General features: G+C 71.0%; 11 protein-coding genes. 9 read left to right on the top strand and 2 right to left on the bottom strand.

All coding sequences use genetic code 11. The features are described from left to right. Positions 1-124: 124 nt before the first annotated feature. On the bottom strand, positions 125-1,528 hold the full coding sequence (locus ACZ51D_RS42750; protein ID WP_465625220.1) for an APC family permease: 1,404 nt from the start codon (positions 1,526-1,528) through the stop codon (positions 125-127). A 470-nt stretch (positions 1,529-1,998) separates the two neighbouring features. After that, positions 1,999-5,940 carry a type VII secretion protein EccCa gene (eccCa, locus tag ACZ51D_RS42745; protein WP_465625218.1) on the bottom strand — a complete coding sequence of 1,314 codons (3,942 nt, stop codon included), beginning with the start codon at positions 5,938-5,940 and terminating at the stop codon, positions 1,999-2,001. A 313-nt stretch (positions 5,941-6,253) separates the two neighbouring features. Here eccCa and eccD point away from each other — a divergent pair, with 313 nt between their 5' ends. The 9 genes from eccD to ACZ51D_RS42700 all read left to right on the top strand — a co-directional run bounded on the left by eccD (position 6,254) and on the right by ACZ51D_RS42700 (position 17,303). Then, positions 6,254-7,714, top strand: coding sequence for a type VII secretion integral membrane protein EccD (gene eccD, locus ACZ51D_RS42740; protein WP_465625216.1), 1,461 nt, complete (start codon positions 6,254-6,256; stop codon positions 7,712-7,714). 202 nt (positions 7,715-7,916) lie between these two features. Next, entirely contained in the window at positions 7,917-8,207 is a 291-nt protein-coding gene (gene rpsO / locus ACZ51D_RS42735) for a 30S ribosomal protein S15 (protein WP_148645116.1), read from the top strand. 455 nt (positions 8,208-8,662) lie between these two features. After that, positions 8,663-10,870, top strand: coding sequence for a polyribonucleotide nucleotidyltransferase (locus ACZ51D_RS42730; RefSeq protein ID WP_360505260.1), 2,208 nt, complete (start codon positions 8,663-8,665; stop codon positions 10,868-10,870). A 119-nt stretch (positions 10,871-10,989) separates the two neighbouring features. Beyond that, positions 10,990-12,342: a M16 family metallopeptidase gene (locus tag ACZ51D_RS42725; protein WP_360505258.1), complete on the top strand. Its 1,353-nt coding sequence runs from the start codon at positions 10,990-10,992 to the stop codon at positions 12,340-12,342. A 14-nt stretch (positions 12,343-12,356) separates the two neighbouring features. Further along, positions 12,357-13,103, top strand: a complete 747-nt coding sequence (dapB, locus tag ACZ51D_RS42720) for a 4-hydroxy-tetrahydrodipicolinate reductase (protein WP_360505256.1) — start codon at positions 12,357-12,359, stop codon at positions 13,101-13,103. Positions 13,104-13,128: 25 nt separating this feature from the next. Continuing rightward, positions 13,129-13,587, top strand: a complete 459-nt coding sequence (locus ACZ51D_RS42715; RefSeq protein WP_360505254.1) for a tetratricopeptide repeat protein — start codon at positions 13,129-13,131, stop codon at positions 13,585-13,587. After that, positions 13,584-14,315, top strand: a complete 732-nt coding sequence (gene thyX, locus ACZ51D_RS42710) for an FAD-dependent thymidylate synthase (RefSeq protein WP_360505252.1) — start codon at positions 13,584-13,586, stop codon at positions 14,313-14,315. Before ACZ51D_RS42715 ends, thyX begins: the two co-directional genes overlap by 4 nt. Before the next feature lie 228 nt (positions 14,316-14,543). Next, positions 14,544-15,443 carry a 4-hydroxy-tetrahydrodipicolinate synthase gene (dapA, locus tag ACZ51D_RS42705; RefSeq protein ID WP_360505250.1) on the top strand — a complete coding sequence of 300 codons (900 nt, stop codon included), beginning with the start codon at positions 14,544-14,546 and terminating at the stop codon, positions 15,441-15,443. Between the two features lie 174 nt (positions 15,444-15,617). Next, on the top strand, positions 15,618-17,303 hold the full coding sequence (locus ACZ51D_RS42700) for a ribonuclease J (protein WP_360505248.1): 1,686 nt from the start codon (positions 15,618-15,620) through the stop codon (positions 17,301-17,303). Positions 17,304-17,679: the final 376 nt, after the last annotated feature.

The raw sequence follows: 17,679 nt of genomic DNA, 5'->3' as shown, positions 1-17,679 counted from the left end.
GGTGTGGGGGGGCGGGGGGGGGGCGCGGGGGGGGGGGCGGCGGCGGGGGGGGGGGGGGGGGGGGGGGGGGGGGGGGGGGGCGCCCCGCCCCCCCCCCCCCCCGCCCGTGGGGGAGGGGTGGGGGTCAGTCCTGCTGGTCCTCGGGGAGGCTGATCACCCAGCGGGTGTCCTGCCGGGGGCGCAGGTAGAACAGCCAGTAGAGGGTGGCGGCGGCGGTGATGCCGCCGGTCCACAGCAGGGGCTCGGTGTCCAGCTGGGTCATCACGTAGACCAGGACGGCGACCAGGACGACCGGGACGGCCGGCCACAGCGGCATCCGCCAGGCGGCGGCGTGCTTGTGGTGGCCGCGGCGGGAGAGCAGCGCGGCGATCGCGACCAGCAGGTACATCCCGGTGACGGCGACGCCGGTGATGTTGCTCAGCAGCTCGCCCTTGACGAAGCAGAGGGCGGCGCCGGGCAGGCCGACGGCCAGGGTGGCGACCCAGGGGGAGCCGAAGCGGCCGAGGGTGCCGAAGGCCTTGTTGACCGGCTCCGGCCAGGCCTTGTCGCGGGCGGAGGCGAACAGCACCCGGGAGTTCTGGATGACCATGACGATGCCGGCGTTGATGATGGCCAGCGCGACGCAGAGGCTGATGAAGGTGCCGACCGCGGAGTTGCTCCAGGCGGTGACCATGCCGGAGATGTCGCCGGAGGTCAGGGTCTGCAGGTCGGGGGCGCCCATGGTGATGGCGACGACCGGGATCAGGATGACGGCGGAGGAGATGCCGAGCGTCCACAGCACGGTGCGCGAGACGTTGCGGCGGGGGTTCTCCAGCTCCTCGGACAGGTAGACGGCGGTGGAGAAGCCCTGGGTGATGAAGAGGGCGATGCCGAGCGCGCCGACGATGGCGCCCACGCTCACCGTGGTGGTGGCGCCGTTGTCCCCGGCGACCACGCCGTGCAGCAGGCTGGGGGCGTGGCTGTTGGTGTGGGCGAAGCCGAGCACCGAGACCACGCCGGCCGCGATGACCTCGAGGACCAGGAAGATGCCGGTGATCCAGGCGTTGGCGCGCAGGTCGAGCAGGCCGGCCAGGGTGGCGGCCAGCATCACGGCGGCGCCGGCGATGGCCTTGTCCACGTGCAGGACGGGGGCGAGGTAGTCGGCGGTGCCGAGTGCGATGACCGAGGGGACGATCATCACCACGATCAGGGAGAGCACGAAGACCAGCCAGCCCGCCAGCCGTCCAGCCAGGGTGCCGACCATCGCGTACTCGCCGCCGGCGCTGGGGATCAGGGTGCCGAGCTCGGAGTAGCAGAACGCGACGGCGACGCAGAGCACGGTGCCGATGGCGATGGCCAGGGCGGTGGCGCTGCCGATGCTGGAGAACAGTTCCGGCACGATCACGAAGAGCGTCGACGCCGGGGTGACGCACGACAGCGTGAGCAGTGTTCCGCCCACGACGCCGATCGAACGCTTGAGCTGCTGGGGCGCGGCTGCCCCGGCCGCCGATGCGGCTACGGTCTGTGGCGGGCGAAGCGTGTCGGTCATGTGGCTTCCGATCGGCTCTGTGCGGTCTTTGGGGTGGGAGCGGTATCGCCTCCGCTGGCTGGTTGCTCGGGTCCTGGTCCAGTCGCTCCCGGGCCGCAATGGAACCTTGGGCGTATTGATCGCGTCAACGTCGGAACTGCTTCGGAATCCGTTGCGGCGGAGGGCATAAACATGCGATCCGATGATCACGTTCAGTCATTGCGTGCTATGTCCGACTTGTTACCTTGGCCCCATCGCGATTGAATCGAAGGTAAACAAAGCGTTGAAGGCTGAGATTCAAAGGCCTGGATCCGGGTGAACGGCAATACGCCCAGGCGCCTCTCAAAGGCGCGGCAACGCCCCGGCCGGGTGCGGGAACCGCAGCACCCGCCCGGAAAGATCTAGGTAACGTTTCAGCACCTGGGACGCCGAAGGGGTCGGACTCCTGTGAGTCCGACCCCTTCGATCACCGTCCGTGACGGCCGTCGTGGCTACACCACCGGCAGCCAGCCCGTCTGGACCATCTGCCCGGCGGTCGCGCGGCGTGACACGTACACCCCGCGGCCCGGCGGCAGTGCCTGCGGCTTGACCGTCCCCAGCAGCGCGCCCTCGTCCCGGTTCCCGGAGAGGATCACGCCCTGGCCGCCCAGCTCGCGCATCCGCTGCATCACCGGCTCGTACAGCGAGCGCCCCGCGCCGCCCGCGCTGCGGGCCACGATCACCCGCAGGCCGATGTCCCGGGCGAACGGCAGGAACTCGGCCAGCGGCGCCAGCGGGTTGCCCGAGCTGGTGGCGACCAGCTCGTAGTCGTCGACGATCACGAACATGTCCTTGCCGCTGTACCAGCTGCGGTTGCGCAGCTGCTCGGCGGTCACGTCCGGGCCGGGCAGCCGGCGGGAACAGGCCCCGCGGAGCATGTCCACGATGGCCGTCATGGCGGGCTGAGCGGCCGCGTACTCGACCAGGTACTCCGGCGGCACCGTGCCCAGCAGCGCGCGCCGGTAGTCGCCGACCACGATGCCCGCCTGGTCCGGCGAGTAGCGCTCGGTGATCTGCTTGATCAGCATCCGCAGTACCGCCGACTTCCCGGACTCGGTGTCGCCGAACACGATGAACAGCGGGTCGGTCTCGAAGTTGACGAAGGTCGGCGCCAGCTCCGCCTCGTCGACGGCGAAGGCCACGCCGCGCTCCGGGTGCTCGAAGCCCTTCGGCAGCGAGTTCCCGTCCAGGACGGCCGGCAGCATCCGCACCTGCGGGGCGCGCGGCCCGGACCAGGCCCCGTCGATCGCGCCGACCAGCCCGGCCACGCCGTCCTGCAGGTCGTCGACGCTGGAGGAGCCGTCCAGGCGCGGCAGGCCGGACAGGAAGTGCAGCCGCTCCGGGGTGACGCCGCGACCGGCCTGCGGCGGGACGTTCTGCGCCACCCGGCGGTCCACCTCGGACTCCATCGCGTCACCGAGCTTCAGCTCGGTGCGGTTCTGCAGCAGGTCCTTCAGCGCCGGGCGGACCTCCGCGTACCGGGCCGCGGTGATGATCAGGTGGACGCCGTAGCCGAGGCCGCGCTGGGCGATGTCGCCGATCACCGGCTCCAGGCCCTCGAACTCCTGCTTGAAGGTGTTCCAGCCGTCGATCGCCAGGAACACGTCGCCGAAGGCCTCGTCCGGCAGCTGCCCGGCCGCCCGGCGGGCCCGGTACGTGCCGATGGTGTCGATCCCGGCGACCCGGAACAGCTCCTCGCGGCGGTTCATCACCCCGTGCACCTCGGAGACCATCCGACGCACCTTGTCCACGTCCAGGCGCCCGGCCACGCCGCCGACGTGCGGCAGCCCGGCCAGTGACTGGAAGCTGCCCGCCCCGAAGTCCAGCAGGTAGAACTGCACCTCGAGCGGGGTGTGGGTGAGGGCGAACGAGGTCACCGCGGTGCGCACCACGGTCGACTTGCCCGAGCGCGGGCCGCCCACGATCAGGCCGTGGCCGGCCGCCCCGGCGTAGTCGACCTCCAGGATGTCCGTCTTCTGCTCGCGCGGCTTGTCCACGATGCCGATCGGCGCCCGCAGCCGGCCCACCGGGTAGCCGGGGGCGGTCAGCCCGCGCTCCGGCGCGACCTGCAGCGGCGGCAGCAGGTGGTCCATGCTCGGCGCCTCCTCCAGCGGCGGCAGCCACACCTGGTGCGCGGCCGGGCCCTGGCCGGCCATCCGCTGGACGAACACGTCCAGCACGGTGTCCACCAGCGCGTCGTCCTGCTCGGGTACCTGCGGCGCCTCCTCCTCCACCGGGTCCGGCAGCTCCACGAAGGCCGCGGTGAACTCCACCGGGTGGGCGGCGACCCGCCGCCCGCCGGTCGACCGCTGCTGCCCCGGCGCCCGGTACGGCCCCGAGACGTAGGCGGCCTTGAACCGGTCCATCACGTCCTCGCCGAACTTGAGGTAGCCGACGCCCGGCACCGGCGGCAGGTGGTAGGCGTCCGGCACGCCGATCGCCGCCCGCGACTCGGCCGCCGAGAAGGTACGCAGACCGATCCGGTACGAGAGGTAGGTGTCCAGGCCGCGCAGCTTGCCCTCCTCGAGGCGCTGCGAGGCCAGCAGCAGGTGCACGCCCAGCGACCGGCCGATCCGGCCGATCTGGATGAACATCTCGATGAAGTCCGGCTTGGCGCTGAGGAGCTCGGAGAACTCGTCGATGATCAGCACCAGCGAGGGCAGCGGGTCCAGCGCCGCACCGGCCGCCCGGGCCCGCTCGTACTCGTGGATGTTGGCGTAGTTGCCGGCCGAGCGCAGCAGTTCCTGGCGGCGGTGCAGCTCTCCCTCGATCGCGTCGCGCATGCGGTCGACCAGGGTGAGCTCGCCCTCCAGGTTGGTGATCACCGCGGAGGTGTGCGGCATGTCCGCCATGCCGGAGAAGGTCGCACCGCCCTTGAAGTCGGCGAGGACGAAGTTCAGGATCTCCGAGGAGTGCGTCATCGCGAGCGCGAGCACCAGGGTGCGCAGCAGCTCCGACTTGCCGGAACCGGTCGCGCCCACGCACAGGCCGTGCGGGCCCATGCCCTCCAGCGCGGCTTCCTTGATGTCCAGGTAGACGTGCTCGCCGTTGGCGCCGACGCCGATCGGCACCCGCATCCGCTCGTGCTGGGCGCGCTGGCGCCAGCTGCGGTTCACGTCGAAGGAGCCCGGGTCGCCCGAGCTCATCATGTCGGTGAAGTCCAGGTTGGACAGCAGCGGCTCGTCGTCCCCGCCGGCCGAGATCCGGTACGGCGCCAACTGCCGCGCCAGCGCCTCGGACTGCCACACCGAGAGCAGGTCCGGCTTGCCGGTGTACGTCGCGCCGGAGGCCGAACGCAGCACCAGCTCCTCGGAGTTGACCGTCACCATCAGGTGCCCGCTGGGCTCGTCGACCTCGCCCGGGACCACCTCGATGACCGTCACGCCCTGGACGCCCTCCGGGCTCGCCAGCAGCGAGTCGTGCGGCACCCCGGCGCCGTCCATGACGACCACCAGGTGCGGCTGGTCCGCCGCGGGCGCCGCGTCCCGGACGAAGCGCTGGCGCCCGGCCAGCTCGTCCTGCAGCAGGACCTCCAGGTCACCCAGGTCGGTGGCGAACAGCCGGCGCGAGCCCGCGCCGTCGGCCTCCTTGCGGTGCTGGTTGTGCGGGAGCCACTTGGTCCACTCCCACTCCTCGGCCGCGCCGGGCGCCGCCGCGACGGCCACCATCAGGTCGTCCGGCGAGTGCAGGGTGGTCAACTGGGAGAGCATCGCGCGCACGTTGCCGTACACCGAGTCCGGGTCTCCGCACACCGTGATGTGGTAGAACGCCCGCAGCGACACCGCCAGCGGCAGGTCCTGCAGGGTGCCGTGCGCCTTCAGGAAGGAGTGCATGGCGGCCGCCGAAAGCGGCTCCAGCTCGTCCATCGGCGCGGTCTGCGGCGCCACCAGCGGCGTGGACAGCTGCACCGGCCCGAGGCCGACCCGGATCTGCGCGAAGTCGCCGTCCCCGGTGCGCCGCTCCCACAGTCGCCGCCCGTCCTCGACGATCGACCACAGCTGGTCCGGCGCCGGGTTCAGGAACAGCAGCGCGCCGCGCTGGCGCTCCGCCGTGCGACGCACCTGGCGGCGCGTCTGCTGCAGGTACTTGAGGTAGTCGCGCCGCTCGTCCGCCATCGCGGTCGAGCCGCCCTTGCGGGCCCGCACGATCTGGGCCAGCGCCATGCCGACCGTCGAGACGATCATCAGACCGCCCATGATCTTCATCGGGGCGGCCGCGCCGGGCGAGAAGAAGAACACCGCCGACCCGCCCATGCCGAGCATCGGCAGGATGCTCATCAGCCAGTCCTCGCCGCCCTGCCGGGGCAGTTCGGGTGGGCTCACCAGCTCCACCGGCTCGTCCGGCACGGTGGGCGGATACGCCCTTGCCGGTCGCTTGACCGTGATCACACCCATGTGTCATCCACCCCGCGGCGTCGATCGATCACTTCGGCATCAGCCCTCACGCGACTGCGTACGGTCCGTACGGGAATCCGGCGGCTGAGGACGCCCCACACAGCGCAGCCCCCGTACCTTCGCGCAGGCGCCGATCCTAACGGTCGCCCCCGCACCGCCCGCCAGGCCCCGGTCACCTGTCGAACGGGTAGGGTAACGCCGCGCCAACTCGCGGCCCGGCCGGGCCGGTTCCACAGCCACACCGAGCGCCGCCGTGCCTCGGCACCGTCAACAAGGGGGAGCGCCAAGTGCGTCGAAGGATCGAGGCGGGAGCATGAGCAACGCTGCCGCGACCGGCTACTGCCGGGTGACGGTCGTCGCCCCGGACCGCCGGATCGACGTCGCCCTGCCCGAGGACATCCCGCTCGCGGACGTCTACCCCGAGGTGCTGCGCCTGGCCAACCAGAGCCAGCCCGACGGCACCCCCACCGGCTTCCACCTGGTCCGCCGCGACGGCACCGTCCTCGACAGCGGACTGCCGCTGGCCGCCCAGCAGGTCCGCGACGGCGACCTGCTCGCGCTGCGCCCCTTCGCCGAGTCCCTCCCGCCGGCCGTCTACGACGACGTCGCCGACGCCATCGCCAGCGCCGTCGAGGCCGACCGCCGGTTCTGGACCGCCGAGCTGATGCGCGGCTTCGGCCTGATCGGCGCCGGGGTGCTGCTCACCCTGCTCGGCTTCGCACTCTGGTTCTCCGACCTGCGCCACGACATGCACGGCCTGCCCGGCGTCCTGGCCGGTGTCACCGCCGTCGTGCTCACCGCGCTGGCCGGCGTGCGCGCCCGGGTCTACCAGGACGCCCACGCCGCCCTCGCCCTCGGCCTCGGCGCGCTGCCGCACGCCATGATCGGCGGCAGCGGCCTCATCGCCGTCGCCCACCCGTGGGACGGCCCCGGCCGGATCCAGTTCCTGGCGGGCTGCGTCGCCGTCCTGGTGGTCGCCGTGCTGCTGGTCGGCCTGCTGCCGGAGAAGGACGCGGTGTTCGTCGCCGCCGCCCTGGTCGCCGCCGCCGGCGCGCTCGCCACCTTCGCCGCCGTCCTGATGCCCGGGACCCCGGCCGGACACATCGCCGCCGTCACCGGTGTCGCCGCCGTCGCCGTGGTCGGCTTCCTGCCCGGCCTCTCCGCCCGCTTCGCCCGGCTGCCGGTCGGCTTCAGCGCCCCCGGCCAGACCCGCACCCGCAGCCGCGACTACGACGAGGAGGCCGAGCGCGCCGAGGCCGTCCAGTACGAGAAGATCGCCCACCAGGCCCGCCGCGGCCACGAGGTGCTGGTCGGCCTGGTCGGCGGCTGCGCCGCGGTCGTGGTCGGCGCCTGCGCCGTCCTCGGCTTCACCGACGAGACCTTCCCCGAGCTGCTCGCGCTCGCCCTGGGCCTGGCCACCATGCTGCGCGCCCGGCTGTTCCGCTACACCGCGCAGGTCCTCAGCCTCACCGTGGCCGGTCTGCTCGGTCTGTGTCTGCTGATCGTCGGGTTGTCCCTGCACACCCCGCAGTTCTTCCTGCGGGTGGCCGGCTCCACCACCCAGCTCGACCTGCGCACCATCTGGCTGGCGATTTCCATCGCCTTCGGGGCCGCGCTTCTCGTCGCGATCTCCCTGGTGGTGCCCCGGCTCGGCGTCTCCCCGTTCTGGGGGCGCATCCTGGACCTGGTGGACAGTCTCACCCTGATCTCGCTCGTCCCGCTGGCGCTGGCCGTCCTGGACATCTACCGGCTGGTCCGCGGCGCCACCGGCTGACCCGCCCGGCCCGCTCCGTGCCGCCCACCGGCCCCGCGAACCGACCGGATGGGCGGCACTGGTACGCTTGGCCTTCGAGCGCAGCCGTGTGTCCGCCGCCCCGTCGTGGGCTGCAGAGCGGCGGCCGCGCTCACGGCACCGAGTTCTCGCAGAGTTCCTGTGTTGTCGACCAGGACCGCTCGGTACACCCAAAGGAGTTGCAGTGGCTCTCGCCTCTGACGTCAAGAAGCAGATCATCGCCGAGTTCGGCCAGAAGGAGGGGGACACCGGTTCCCCCGAGGTTCAGGTGGCCATGCTCTCCCGTCGCATCTCGGACCTGACCGAGCACCTGAAGGCGCACAAGCACGACCACCACTCGCGTCGTGGCCTGCTGATCCTGGTCGGCCAGCGCCGCCGCCTGCTGCAGTACCTGGCCAAGAAGGACATCGAGCGCTTCCGTACGCTCGTCGACCGCCTGGGCATCCGCCGCGGTGCCGCCGGCGGCGCCCGCTAAGACCGCCGCTCGGGGCGGCTCCCCACACCGGGGAGCCGCCCCTCGCGCGTATGCCGCGGCCCTTCGGCCGCGGCGCCCGGCCATAACAACTCGCGCGCACCTCCCCGGGTGCCCGAGGATTGCACCGTAGGGTTGTGGGCATGCCGGGTGATGGCGCACCAGCGCGCCACCCGGGCAGACGAACCCGAACCCCCCCGCGGGCCGAAGGCTTCAAACGGAAGCCGCCCGCATCCGAGAGAGCGTCCAGACGCGAACCGCCCGCCCCGGCCCGGCAGCCGTGAGGCGCCGGTCCTCGGTAGTGGCCGTCGGAACCCCCGCAGACCGAGCGGGGCACTCCGGAGGCTTCGATCGAAGACCGGCCCGACTGCCGCCCTCCCTGACGAGGGCCCGGGCCGACCCCGAGGCAGTGCGCGGGGACGCTCTCCCGGAAACGTACGAAAGAGGAGATCTTCCAGGTGGAAGAGAACGTGTTCTACGCCGAGGCCGTGATCGACAACGGTTCCTTCGGCACCCGTACCATCCGCTTCGAGACGGGCCGCCTGGCCCGTCAGGCCGCCGGCTCCGTCGTGGCCTACCTGGACGACGACACCATGGTGCTGTCGGCCACCAGCGCGTCCAAGCAGCCGAAGGAGCACTTCGACTTCTTCCCGCTGACCGTGGACGTCGAGGAGCGGATGTACGCCGCGGGCCGCATCCCCGGCTCGTTCTTCCGTCGCGAGGGCCGGCCCTCCGAGGACGCGATCCTCACCTGCCGCCTGATCGACCGCCCGCTGCGCCCGTCCTTCGTCAAGGGCCTGCGCAACGAGGTCCAGGTCGTCTGCACCGTGATGGCGCTCAACCCCGACCACCTGTACGACGTGGTCGCGATCAACGCCGCCTCCGCCTCCACCCAGCTGGCGGGCCTGCCGTTCTCCGGCCCGATCGGTGGCGTGCGCGTCGCGCTGATCAACGGCCAGTGGGTGGCCTTCCCGACCCACAGCGAGCTTGAGTCGGCCGTCTTCGACATGGTCGTCGCCGGTCGCGCCCTGCCGGACGGCGACGTCGCGATCATGATGGTCGAGGCCGAGGCCACCGACAAGACCATCAAGCTGGTCGAGGGCGGCGCCGAGGCGCCGACCGAGGAGGTCGTCGCGGCCGGTCTGGACGCCGCGAAGCCGTTCATCAAGGTCCTCTGCGCCGCGCAGGCCCAGCTGGCCGCCCAGGCCGCCAAGCCGACCGGCGAGTTCCCGGTCTTCCTGGACTACCAGGACGACGTCCTCGCCGCGCTGACCGCCGCCGTCAAGGACGAGCTCGCCCAGGCCCTCACCATCCCGGGCAAGCAGGAGCGCAACAACGAGCTGGACCGCGTCAAGGCGCTGGCCGCCGAGAAGCTGCTCCCCGAGTTCGAGGGCCGCGAGAAGGAGATCAGCGCCGCCTACAACGCGCTGACCAAGAAGATCGTCCGCGAGCGCGTCATCACGGACAAGGTCCGCATCGACGGCCGTGGCGTCACCGACATCCGCACCCTGGCCGCCGAGGTCGAGGCCATCCCGCGGGTGCACGGCTCGGCCCTGTTCGAGCGCGGCGAGACCCAGATCCTGGGTGTCACCACGCTGAACATGCTGCGCATGGAACAGCAGCTGGACACGCTCTCCCCGGAGACGCGCCGCCGCTACATGCACAACTACAACTTCCCGCCGTACTCCGTGGGCGAGACCGGCCGCGTGGGCGCCCCCAAGCGCCGCGAGATCGGCCACGGCGCGCTGGCCGAGCGGGCCATCCTGCCCGTGCTGCCCTCCCGCGAGGACTTCCCGTACGCCATCCGTCAGGTGTCCGAGGCGCTCAGCTCCAACGGCTCCACCTCGATGGGCTCGGTCTGCGCCTCGACCATGTCGCTGCTGAACGCCGGTGTGCCGCTGAAGGCCGCCGTCGCCGGCATCGCCATGGGCCTGATCTCCCAGGAGATCGACGGTGAGACCCACTACGTCACGCTGACCGACATCCTCGGTGCCGAGGACGCGTACGGCGACATGGACTTCAAGGTCGCCGGTACCCGCAACTTCATCACCGCCCTCCAGCTGGACACCAAGCTGAACGGCATCCCGGCGTCGGTGCTCGCCGCCGCGCTGAAGCAGGCCAAGGACGCCCGCCTGCACATCCTCGACGTGATGAACGAGGCCATCGACTCCCCGGACGAGATGTCCCCGAACGCGCCGCGCATCATCACCATCAAGATCCCGGTGGACAAGATCGGTGAGGTCATCGGCCCCAAGGGCAAGATGATCAACCAGATCCAGGAGGACACCGGCGCCGAGATCACGATCGAGGACGACGGCACCATCTACATCGGTGCCGCCGACGGCCCGGCCGCCGAGGCCGCCCGCACCACGATCAACCAGATCGCCAACCCGACCATGCCGGAGGTCGGCGAGCGCTACCTGGGCACCGTGGTCAAGACCACGACCTTCGGCGCGTTCGTGTCGCTGATGCCGGGCAAGGACGGCCTGCTGCACATCTCGCAGATCCGCAAGCTGGCCGGCGGCAAGCGCGTGGAGAACGTCGAGGACGTTCTCGGCGTCGGCGCCAAGGTGCAGGTCGAGATCGCCGAGATCGACCCGCGCGGCAAGCTCTCGCTGATCCCGGTCGTCGAGGGCGAGGAAGGCGGCGAGGCCGCTTCCGAGTGAAGCGCCGCTAGCTGACCCCTGCGGCCCGTACGCCTCGCGGCGTGCGGGCCGCACCCCGTTGTCCACGCTTTCGTCCGTACGTGCCTTCGCCACGTGCGTTTCCTCTGGAGGTACCCCCCGTGGCGCAGGCCCCGGCGGTAAAGCAGCGTCCCGGCACCACCCGGACCCTGCTCAAGGGCGTCGACGGCGCCGGCACGGTGCGCCGCACCGTCCTCCCCGGCGGCCTGCGGGTCGTCACCGAGACCCTGCCGACGGTGCGCTCCGCGACCTTCGGCATCTGGGTCGGCGTCGGCTCGCGGGACGAGACCCCGCAGCTCAACGGCGCTACCCACTACCTGGAGCACCTGCTCTTCAAGGGCACCGAGCGGCGCAGCGCGCTGGACATCTCGGCGGCCCTGGACGCGGTCGGCGGCGAGATGAACGCCTTCACCGCGAAGGAGAACACCTGCTACTACGCCCGGGTCCTGGACACCGACCTGCCGCTGGCCATCGACGTGGTCTGCGACATGCTCACCGGCTCGCTGATCCGCACCGAGGACGTGGAGGCCGAGCGCGGCGTCATCCTCGAGGAGATGGCGATGGCCGAGGACGACCCGGGCGACGTGGTGCACGACCTGTTCGCCAAGGTGATCTTCGGCAGCGGCCCGCTCGGCCGCCCGATCCTCGGCACCCAGGAGACCATCAAGACGCTCACCCGGGACCAGATCGCCGGGTTCTACCACCGCCGCTACCGCCCCGAGCACCTGGTCGTCTCGGCGGCCGGCAACCTCGACCACCGCAAGGTGGTCAAGCAGGTCGAGCAGGCCTTCGCCCCGGTGCTGGCCCGCTCCACCGCGGCCCCCGCCGAGGCCCGTCGCGGCGTCAAGGCGCTGCGGACGGCCGGCAAGGTCGAGGTGCTCAACCGCTCCACCGAGCAGGCCCACCTGGTGCTGGGCGTGCCCGGCGTGCCGCGGCACGACGAGCGCCGCTGGGCGATGGGCGTGCTCAACGCGGCCCTGGGCGGCGGGATGAGCTCCCGGCTGTTCCAGGAGGTCCGCGAGAAGCGCGGCCTGGCGTACTCGGTCTACTCGTACTCCTCGTCGTACGCGGACAGCGGCCTGTTCGGCATCTACGCCGGCTGCCAGCCCAAGCGGGTCGAGGAGGTGCTGCGGATCTGCCGCACCGAGCTGGCCAAGGTGGTCGCCGAGGGCATCACCGAGGAGGAGCTGCAGCGCGCGATCGGGCAGATCTCCGGCTCCACCGTGCTCGGCATGGAGGACACCGGTTCGCTGATGAACCGGATCGGCAAGGCCGAGCTCAGTTACGGGCACCACCTGTCGGTGGACGAGATGCTGGAGCGGATCGCGGAGGTGACCCTGGAGGACGTCCACGAGGTCGCCCGTGATGTGCTGGGCGCGTACCGGCCGTCGCTGGCGCTGATCGGCCCGGTCAACGACAAGCGGGCCGCCAAGCTCGCCGATCTGCTGGTGTGAGAGGACGTTTCCCCATGACGCTGCGTGTCGCCGTGATCGGCGCCAAGGGCCGGATCGGCTCCGAGGCGGTCAAGGCCGTCGAGGCCGCTCCGGACCTGGACCTGGTGGCCACCCTCGGCCGCGGGTCGAAGCTGGAGGAGCTGACCGAGGCCGGGGCGCAGGTCGTCGTCGAGCTGACCCACCCGGACTCGGTGATGGGCAACCTCGACTACTGCCTGCGGCACGGCATCCACGTGGTCACCGGCACCACCGGCTGGACGGACGAGCGGCTCGCCACCGTCCGCGGCCGGCTGGACCAGGCCCCGGAGCTCGGCCTGCTGATCGCGCCGAACTTCTCCATCGGCGCGATCCTCGGCATGAAGTTCTCCCAGATCGCCGCCCGGTACTTCGAGTCGGTCGAGGTGGTCGAGCTGCACCACGACCGCAAGGCCGACGCCCCCAGCGGCACCGCCACCCGGACGGCGCAGCTGATCGCGGCCGCCCGGGCCGAGGCCGGCCGCCCGCCGCAGCAGGACCCGACCACCCACAGCCTGCCCGGCGCGCGCGGCGCCGACGTGGACGGGGTGCCGGTGCACGCCGTCCGGCTGCGCGGCCTGCTGGCCCACCAGCAGGTGATGTTCGGCGACACCGGCGAGACGCTCACCATCCGGCACGACTCGCTGCACCACAGCAGCTTCATGCCGGGGATCCTGCTGGGCGTGCGCAAGGTCGTCGAGACGCCGGGGCTGACCTTCGGCCTCGAGCACTTCCTGGACCTGTGACCGTGGTGACTTCCAGGAGCGTGTCATGACCTCCCGTACCGGCTTCTTCGCCCTGTCCGGCGTGCTGCTGCTGGTCGCCCTGCTCTGCGTGGGGGAGGGCGTCCAGCTGATCGCCACCGGCAAGCCGCTCGGCATCGGCATCGGCGTCTGCGCCTTCGTCATCCCGGTGATCGGCGTCTGGTTCCTACGCCAGACCGTCCGCTTCGGGCGGGACAGCGAGCGGCTCGCCCGCGAGCTGGAGGCCGAGGGCGGCCTGCCGGTGGACGAGCTGAAGCGCAGTACGGGCGGGCGGATCGACCGGGCCTCGGCCGACGCGGTCTTCGCCCGCCGCCAGGAGGAGGCGGAGGTCGCGCCGGGCGACTGGCGGGTCTGGTTCCGCCTCGCGGTGGCCTACGCCGACGCCGGTGACACCCCGCGCGCCCGCAAGACCATGCAGCACGCCATCAAGCTGCACAGCACCGAACCCGCAAGGAGCAACGCGTGAGCGACGAACCGACGGCCCCCAGCTTCCGCAGCGACGTGACGGTGGAGCTGGTCCGCAGCGCCGCCGCCGACTCGGACGTCATCTGGGCGGCCCGTGTCTCGACCGCGGGGGAGCAGTCCCTGGAGGCGCTCTCGCAGGACCCGGAGAAGTCCAAGGGTCTGATCAACTTCCTGATGCGCGACCGGCACGGCACGCCCTTCGAGCACAACTCGATGACCTTCTTCATCAGCGCGCCCATCTTCGTGTTCCGGGAGTTCCACCGGCACCGCAGCGGCTGGTCGTACAACGAGGAGTCCGGCCGCTACCGCGAGCTGCAGCCGGTCTTCTACGTCCCGGCCGAGGAGCGCAAGCTGGTCCAGGAAGGCCGCCCGGGCAAGTACGAGTTCACCGAGGGCACGCCCGAGCAGCACAAGACCACCACCGAGGCGATGGAGGCCGCGTACCGCGAGTCCTACGCCCGCTACCAGGAGATGCTGGCGGCCGGGGTGGCCCGCGAGGTGGCCCGCGCGGTGCTGCCGGTCGGCCTGTTCTCCTCGATGTACGCGACCTGCAACTCGCGTTCGCTGATGCACTTCCTGTCGCTGCGGACCAGGCGGGAGAACTCGGCGGTGCCGTCGTTCCCGCAGCGCGAGATCGAGATGGTCGCCGAGCAGATGGAGGAGCAGTGGGCGCGGCTCATGCCGCTCACCCATGCGGCCTTCGAGAAGCACGGCCGAGTCGCCCCCTGACCTGGGACGACAGGCATATGGGCTGAGTGTCTGGCATGTCTGGATTGCGGCTTTTCTAGCCGCTCCCTACATTCGTGAGCACGGATTCCGGTGCTGGCCGAACCCCCGAGCGGGCAGCACCGGAATCCCACTTCACCGCCTGTTTCCACCGCTCATCGCCGCTGCCCCCTGTCCGAACCCTGGACCGGTGTGGATACCGCCCCACCGCCTACGAGTAGTTTTGGACACATGGCTCCGACCTCCACCCCCCAGACGCCGTTCGGCCGGGTCCTGACCGCGATGGTCACCCCGTTCACCGCCGACGGCGGACTCGACCTCGACGGCGCCCAGCGCCTCGCCACGCACCTCGTCGACTCCGGGAACGACGGCCTCGTCGTCAACGGCACCACCGGTGAGTCCCCGACCACCAGCGATGCCGAGAAGGCCCGACTGGTCCGCGCCGTGGTGGAGGCGGTCGGGGATCGCGCCCACGTGGTGGCCGGCGTCGGCACCAACGACACCCACCACAGCATCGAGCTGGCCCGGCAGGCGCAGGCCGCCGGCGCGCACGGCCTGCTGGCCGTCACGCCGTACTACAGCAAGCCCCCACAGGAGGGCCTGTACCGGCACACCGTCGCCCTCGCCGACGCCACCGAGCTGCCGGTCATGCTGTACGACATCCCGGGCCGCAGCGCGGTGGCGCTGAGCCACGAGACGCTGGTCCGCCTCGGCGAGCACCCCCGGATCGTCGCCAACAAGGACGCCAAGGGCGACCTCGGCGCCGCGTCCTGGGCGATCGCCCGCTCCGACCTGGCCTGGTACTCCGGCGACGACATCCTGAACCTGCCGCTGCTGTCCGTCGGCGCCGCCGGCGTGGTCAGCGTCGTCGGGCACGTCGTGGCCGGCGAGCTGCGCGCGATGGTCGACGCCTACCTGGCGGGCGATGTGGTCAAGGCCACCAGCGTCCACCAGCGCCTGCTGCCGGTGTTCAGCGGTATGTTCCGCACCCAGGGCGTGATCCTGACCAAGGCCGCCCTGGAGCTCCAAGGCCTGCCGGCCGGCCCGCTGCGGCTGCCGCTGATCGGCGCGACGCCCGAGGAGATCGCGAAATTGAAGCAGGATCTCGCCGCCGGCGGGGTACACCTGTAGCAGACACAGACGTGCGCGCCCCGGCTCGCCGGACCTCCCCGGGTCCGTCGCTGGACCGGACCGAAGGCGCGAGTGCACACACCCGGACCCAGTAGGAAACGACACTGAGTACGCACGCCATATGTCTCCAGGGGAGGACCCCGGGCATATGGCGTGCGTCGTGAGGAGAGTCTTTTGAGCCACCCGCATCCTGAGCTCGGCGCGCCCCCGGCCCTGAAGGAGGGCGCCCTCCGTATCACTCCGCTTGGCGGCCTCGGCGAGATCGGCCGCAACATGACGGTCCTCGAGTACGGGGACCGCATCCTGATCATCGACTGCGGCGTCCTCTTCCCCGAGGACGAGCAGCCCGGCGTGGACCTGATCCTCCCGGACTTCAGCTACATCCGGGACCGCCTCGACAAGGTCGACGGCATCGTCCTCACCCACGGCCACGAGGACCACATCGGCGCCGTCCCGTTCCTCCTGCGGGAGAACCCGGACATCCCGCTGATCGGCTCCAAGCTGACCCTGGCCCTGATCGAGGCCAAGCTCGCCGAGCACCGGATCCGCCCGTACGTGCTGGAGGTCAAGGAGGGCGAGCGCGAGCGCATCGGCCCCTTCGACTGCGAGTTCATCGCGGTCAACCACTCCATCCCGGACGCCCTCGCCGTGGCCGTCCGCACCCCCGCCGGCATGGTCGTGGCCACCGGTGACTTCAAGATGGACCAGCTGCCGCTCGACGGCCGCCTCACCGACCTGCCGACCTTCGCCAAGCTGGCGGAGGAGGGCATGGACCTGCTGCTGGTGGACTCCACCAACGCCGAGGTCCCCGGCTTCATCCCGCACGAGCGCGACATCTCGGCGGCGCTGCGAAACGTTTTCGCGAACGCCGACAAGCGGATCATCGTCGCCTCCTTCGCCAGCCACGTGCACCGCATCCAGCAGGTCCTGGACGCCGCGCACGAGTACAAGCGCAAGGTCGCCTTCGTCGGCCGCTCGATGGTCCGCAACATGGGCATCGCCCGCGACCTCGGCTACCTGAAGGTCCCCGGCAACATGGTCGTGGACGTCAAGCAGCTGGACGACCTGCCGGACAAGGAGGTCGTGCTGATCTGCACCGGTTCGCAGGGCGAGCCGATGGCCGCGCTGTCCCGGATGGCCAACCGCGACCACCAGATCCGCATCGTCGAGGGCGACACCGTCGTCCTGGCGTCCTCCCTGATCCCGGGCAACGAGAACGCCGTCTACCGGGTGATCAACGGCCTGACCCGCTGGGGCGCCAAGGTCGTGCACAAGGGCAACGCCAAGGTGCACGTCTCCGGCCACGCCTCGGCCGGCGAGCTGCTCTACTTCTTCAACATCTGCAAGCCGCGCAACCTGATGCCGGTCCACGGCGAGTGGCGCCACCTGCGCGCGGCCGCCGAGCTGGGCGTCGCCACCGGGGTGCCGCGCAACCGCGTGGTCATCGCCGAGGACGGCGTCTGCGTCGACCTGGAGGGCGGCGTCGCCCGGATCGTCGGCAAGGTACAGGCCGGGTACGTCTACGTGGACGGTGCCTCGGTCGGCGACATCAGCGAGGCCTCGCTCAAGGACCGCAAGATCCTCGGCGAGGAGGGCTTCATCTCGGTCTTCGTCGCAGTCGACTCGACCAACGGCAAGATGGTCGGCGGCCCGACCATTCAGGCCCGCGGCTCCGGCATCGACGACAACGCGTTCGTCCCGGTCGTCGCCAAGCTCCAGGAAGCCCTGGACCGTTCGGCGAGCGACGGGGTGCTGGAGCCCCGCCAGGTGCAGCAGCTGGTCCGCCGGACCATCGGTAAGTGGGTCGCGGACAACTACCGCCGCCGGCCGATGATCCTGCCGGTCGTGGTCGAGGTCTGACGCTCGCTCGTCGAGCCCTGACGCTCGTTCGTCCCCGGCCGAGGTCGGTTTGACGTGGGGCGGCCCGGTGCGTAGTGTTCTCCGGGTTGCCCCACGGGACGGCCCCTCGGAAACTGGCTCGAATCTGAATTCGAGAACAACCGGGGAAAACGGCCCGAGAAACTCTGGTAGAGTTCGGGAGCGCCGAAAGGCAAAAAGCCGATTGGATGAAAGAAACTCCGGAAAACGGAGCGGAAAACATCTGATAAGCTTGAAACACGAAAGAACGAAGCCCGGAGGGCCCGCTGGAAGGCGGTCCGAAGGAAGCGTCCGTTCCTTGAGAACTCAACAGCGTGCCAAAAGTCAACGCCAGATATGTTGACATCCCCGGCCTCGA

It is taken from the genome of Kitasatospora sp. NPDC033851 (genome assembly GCF_055576085.1).
Note: the sequence above shows the minus strand (reverse complement) of the source record. Positions and strands in the feature narration are given on the sequence as shown.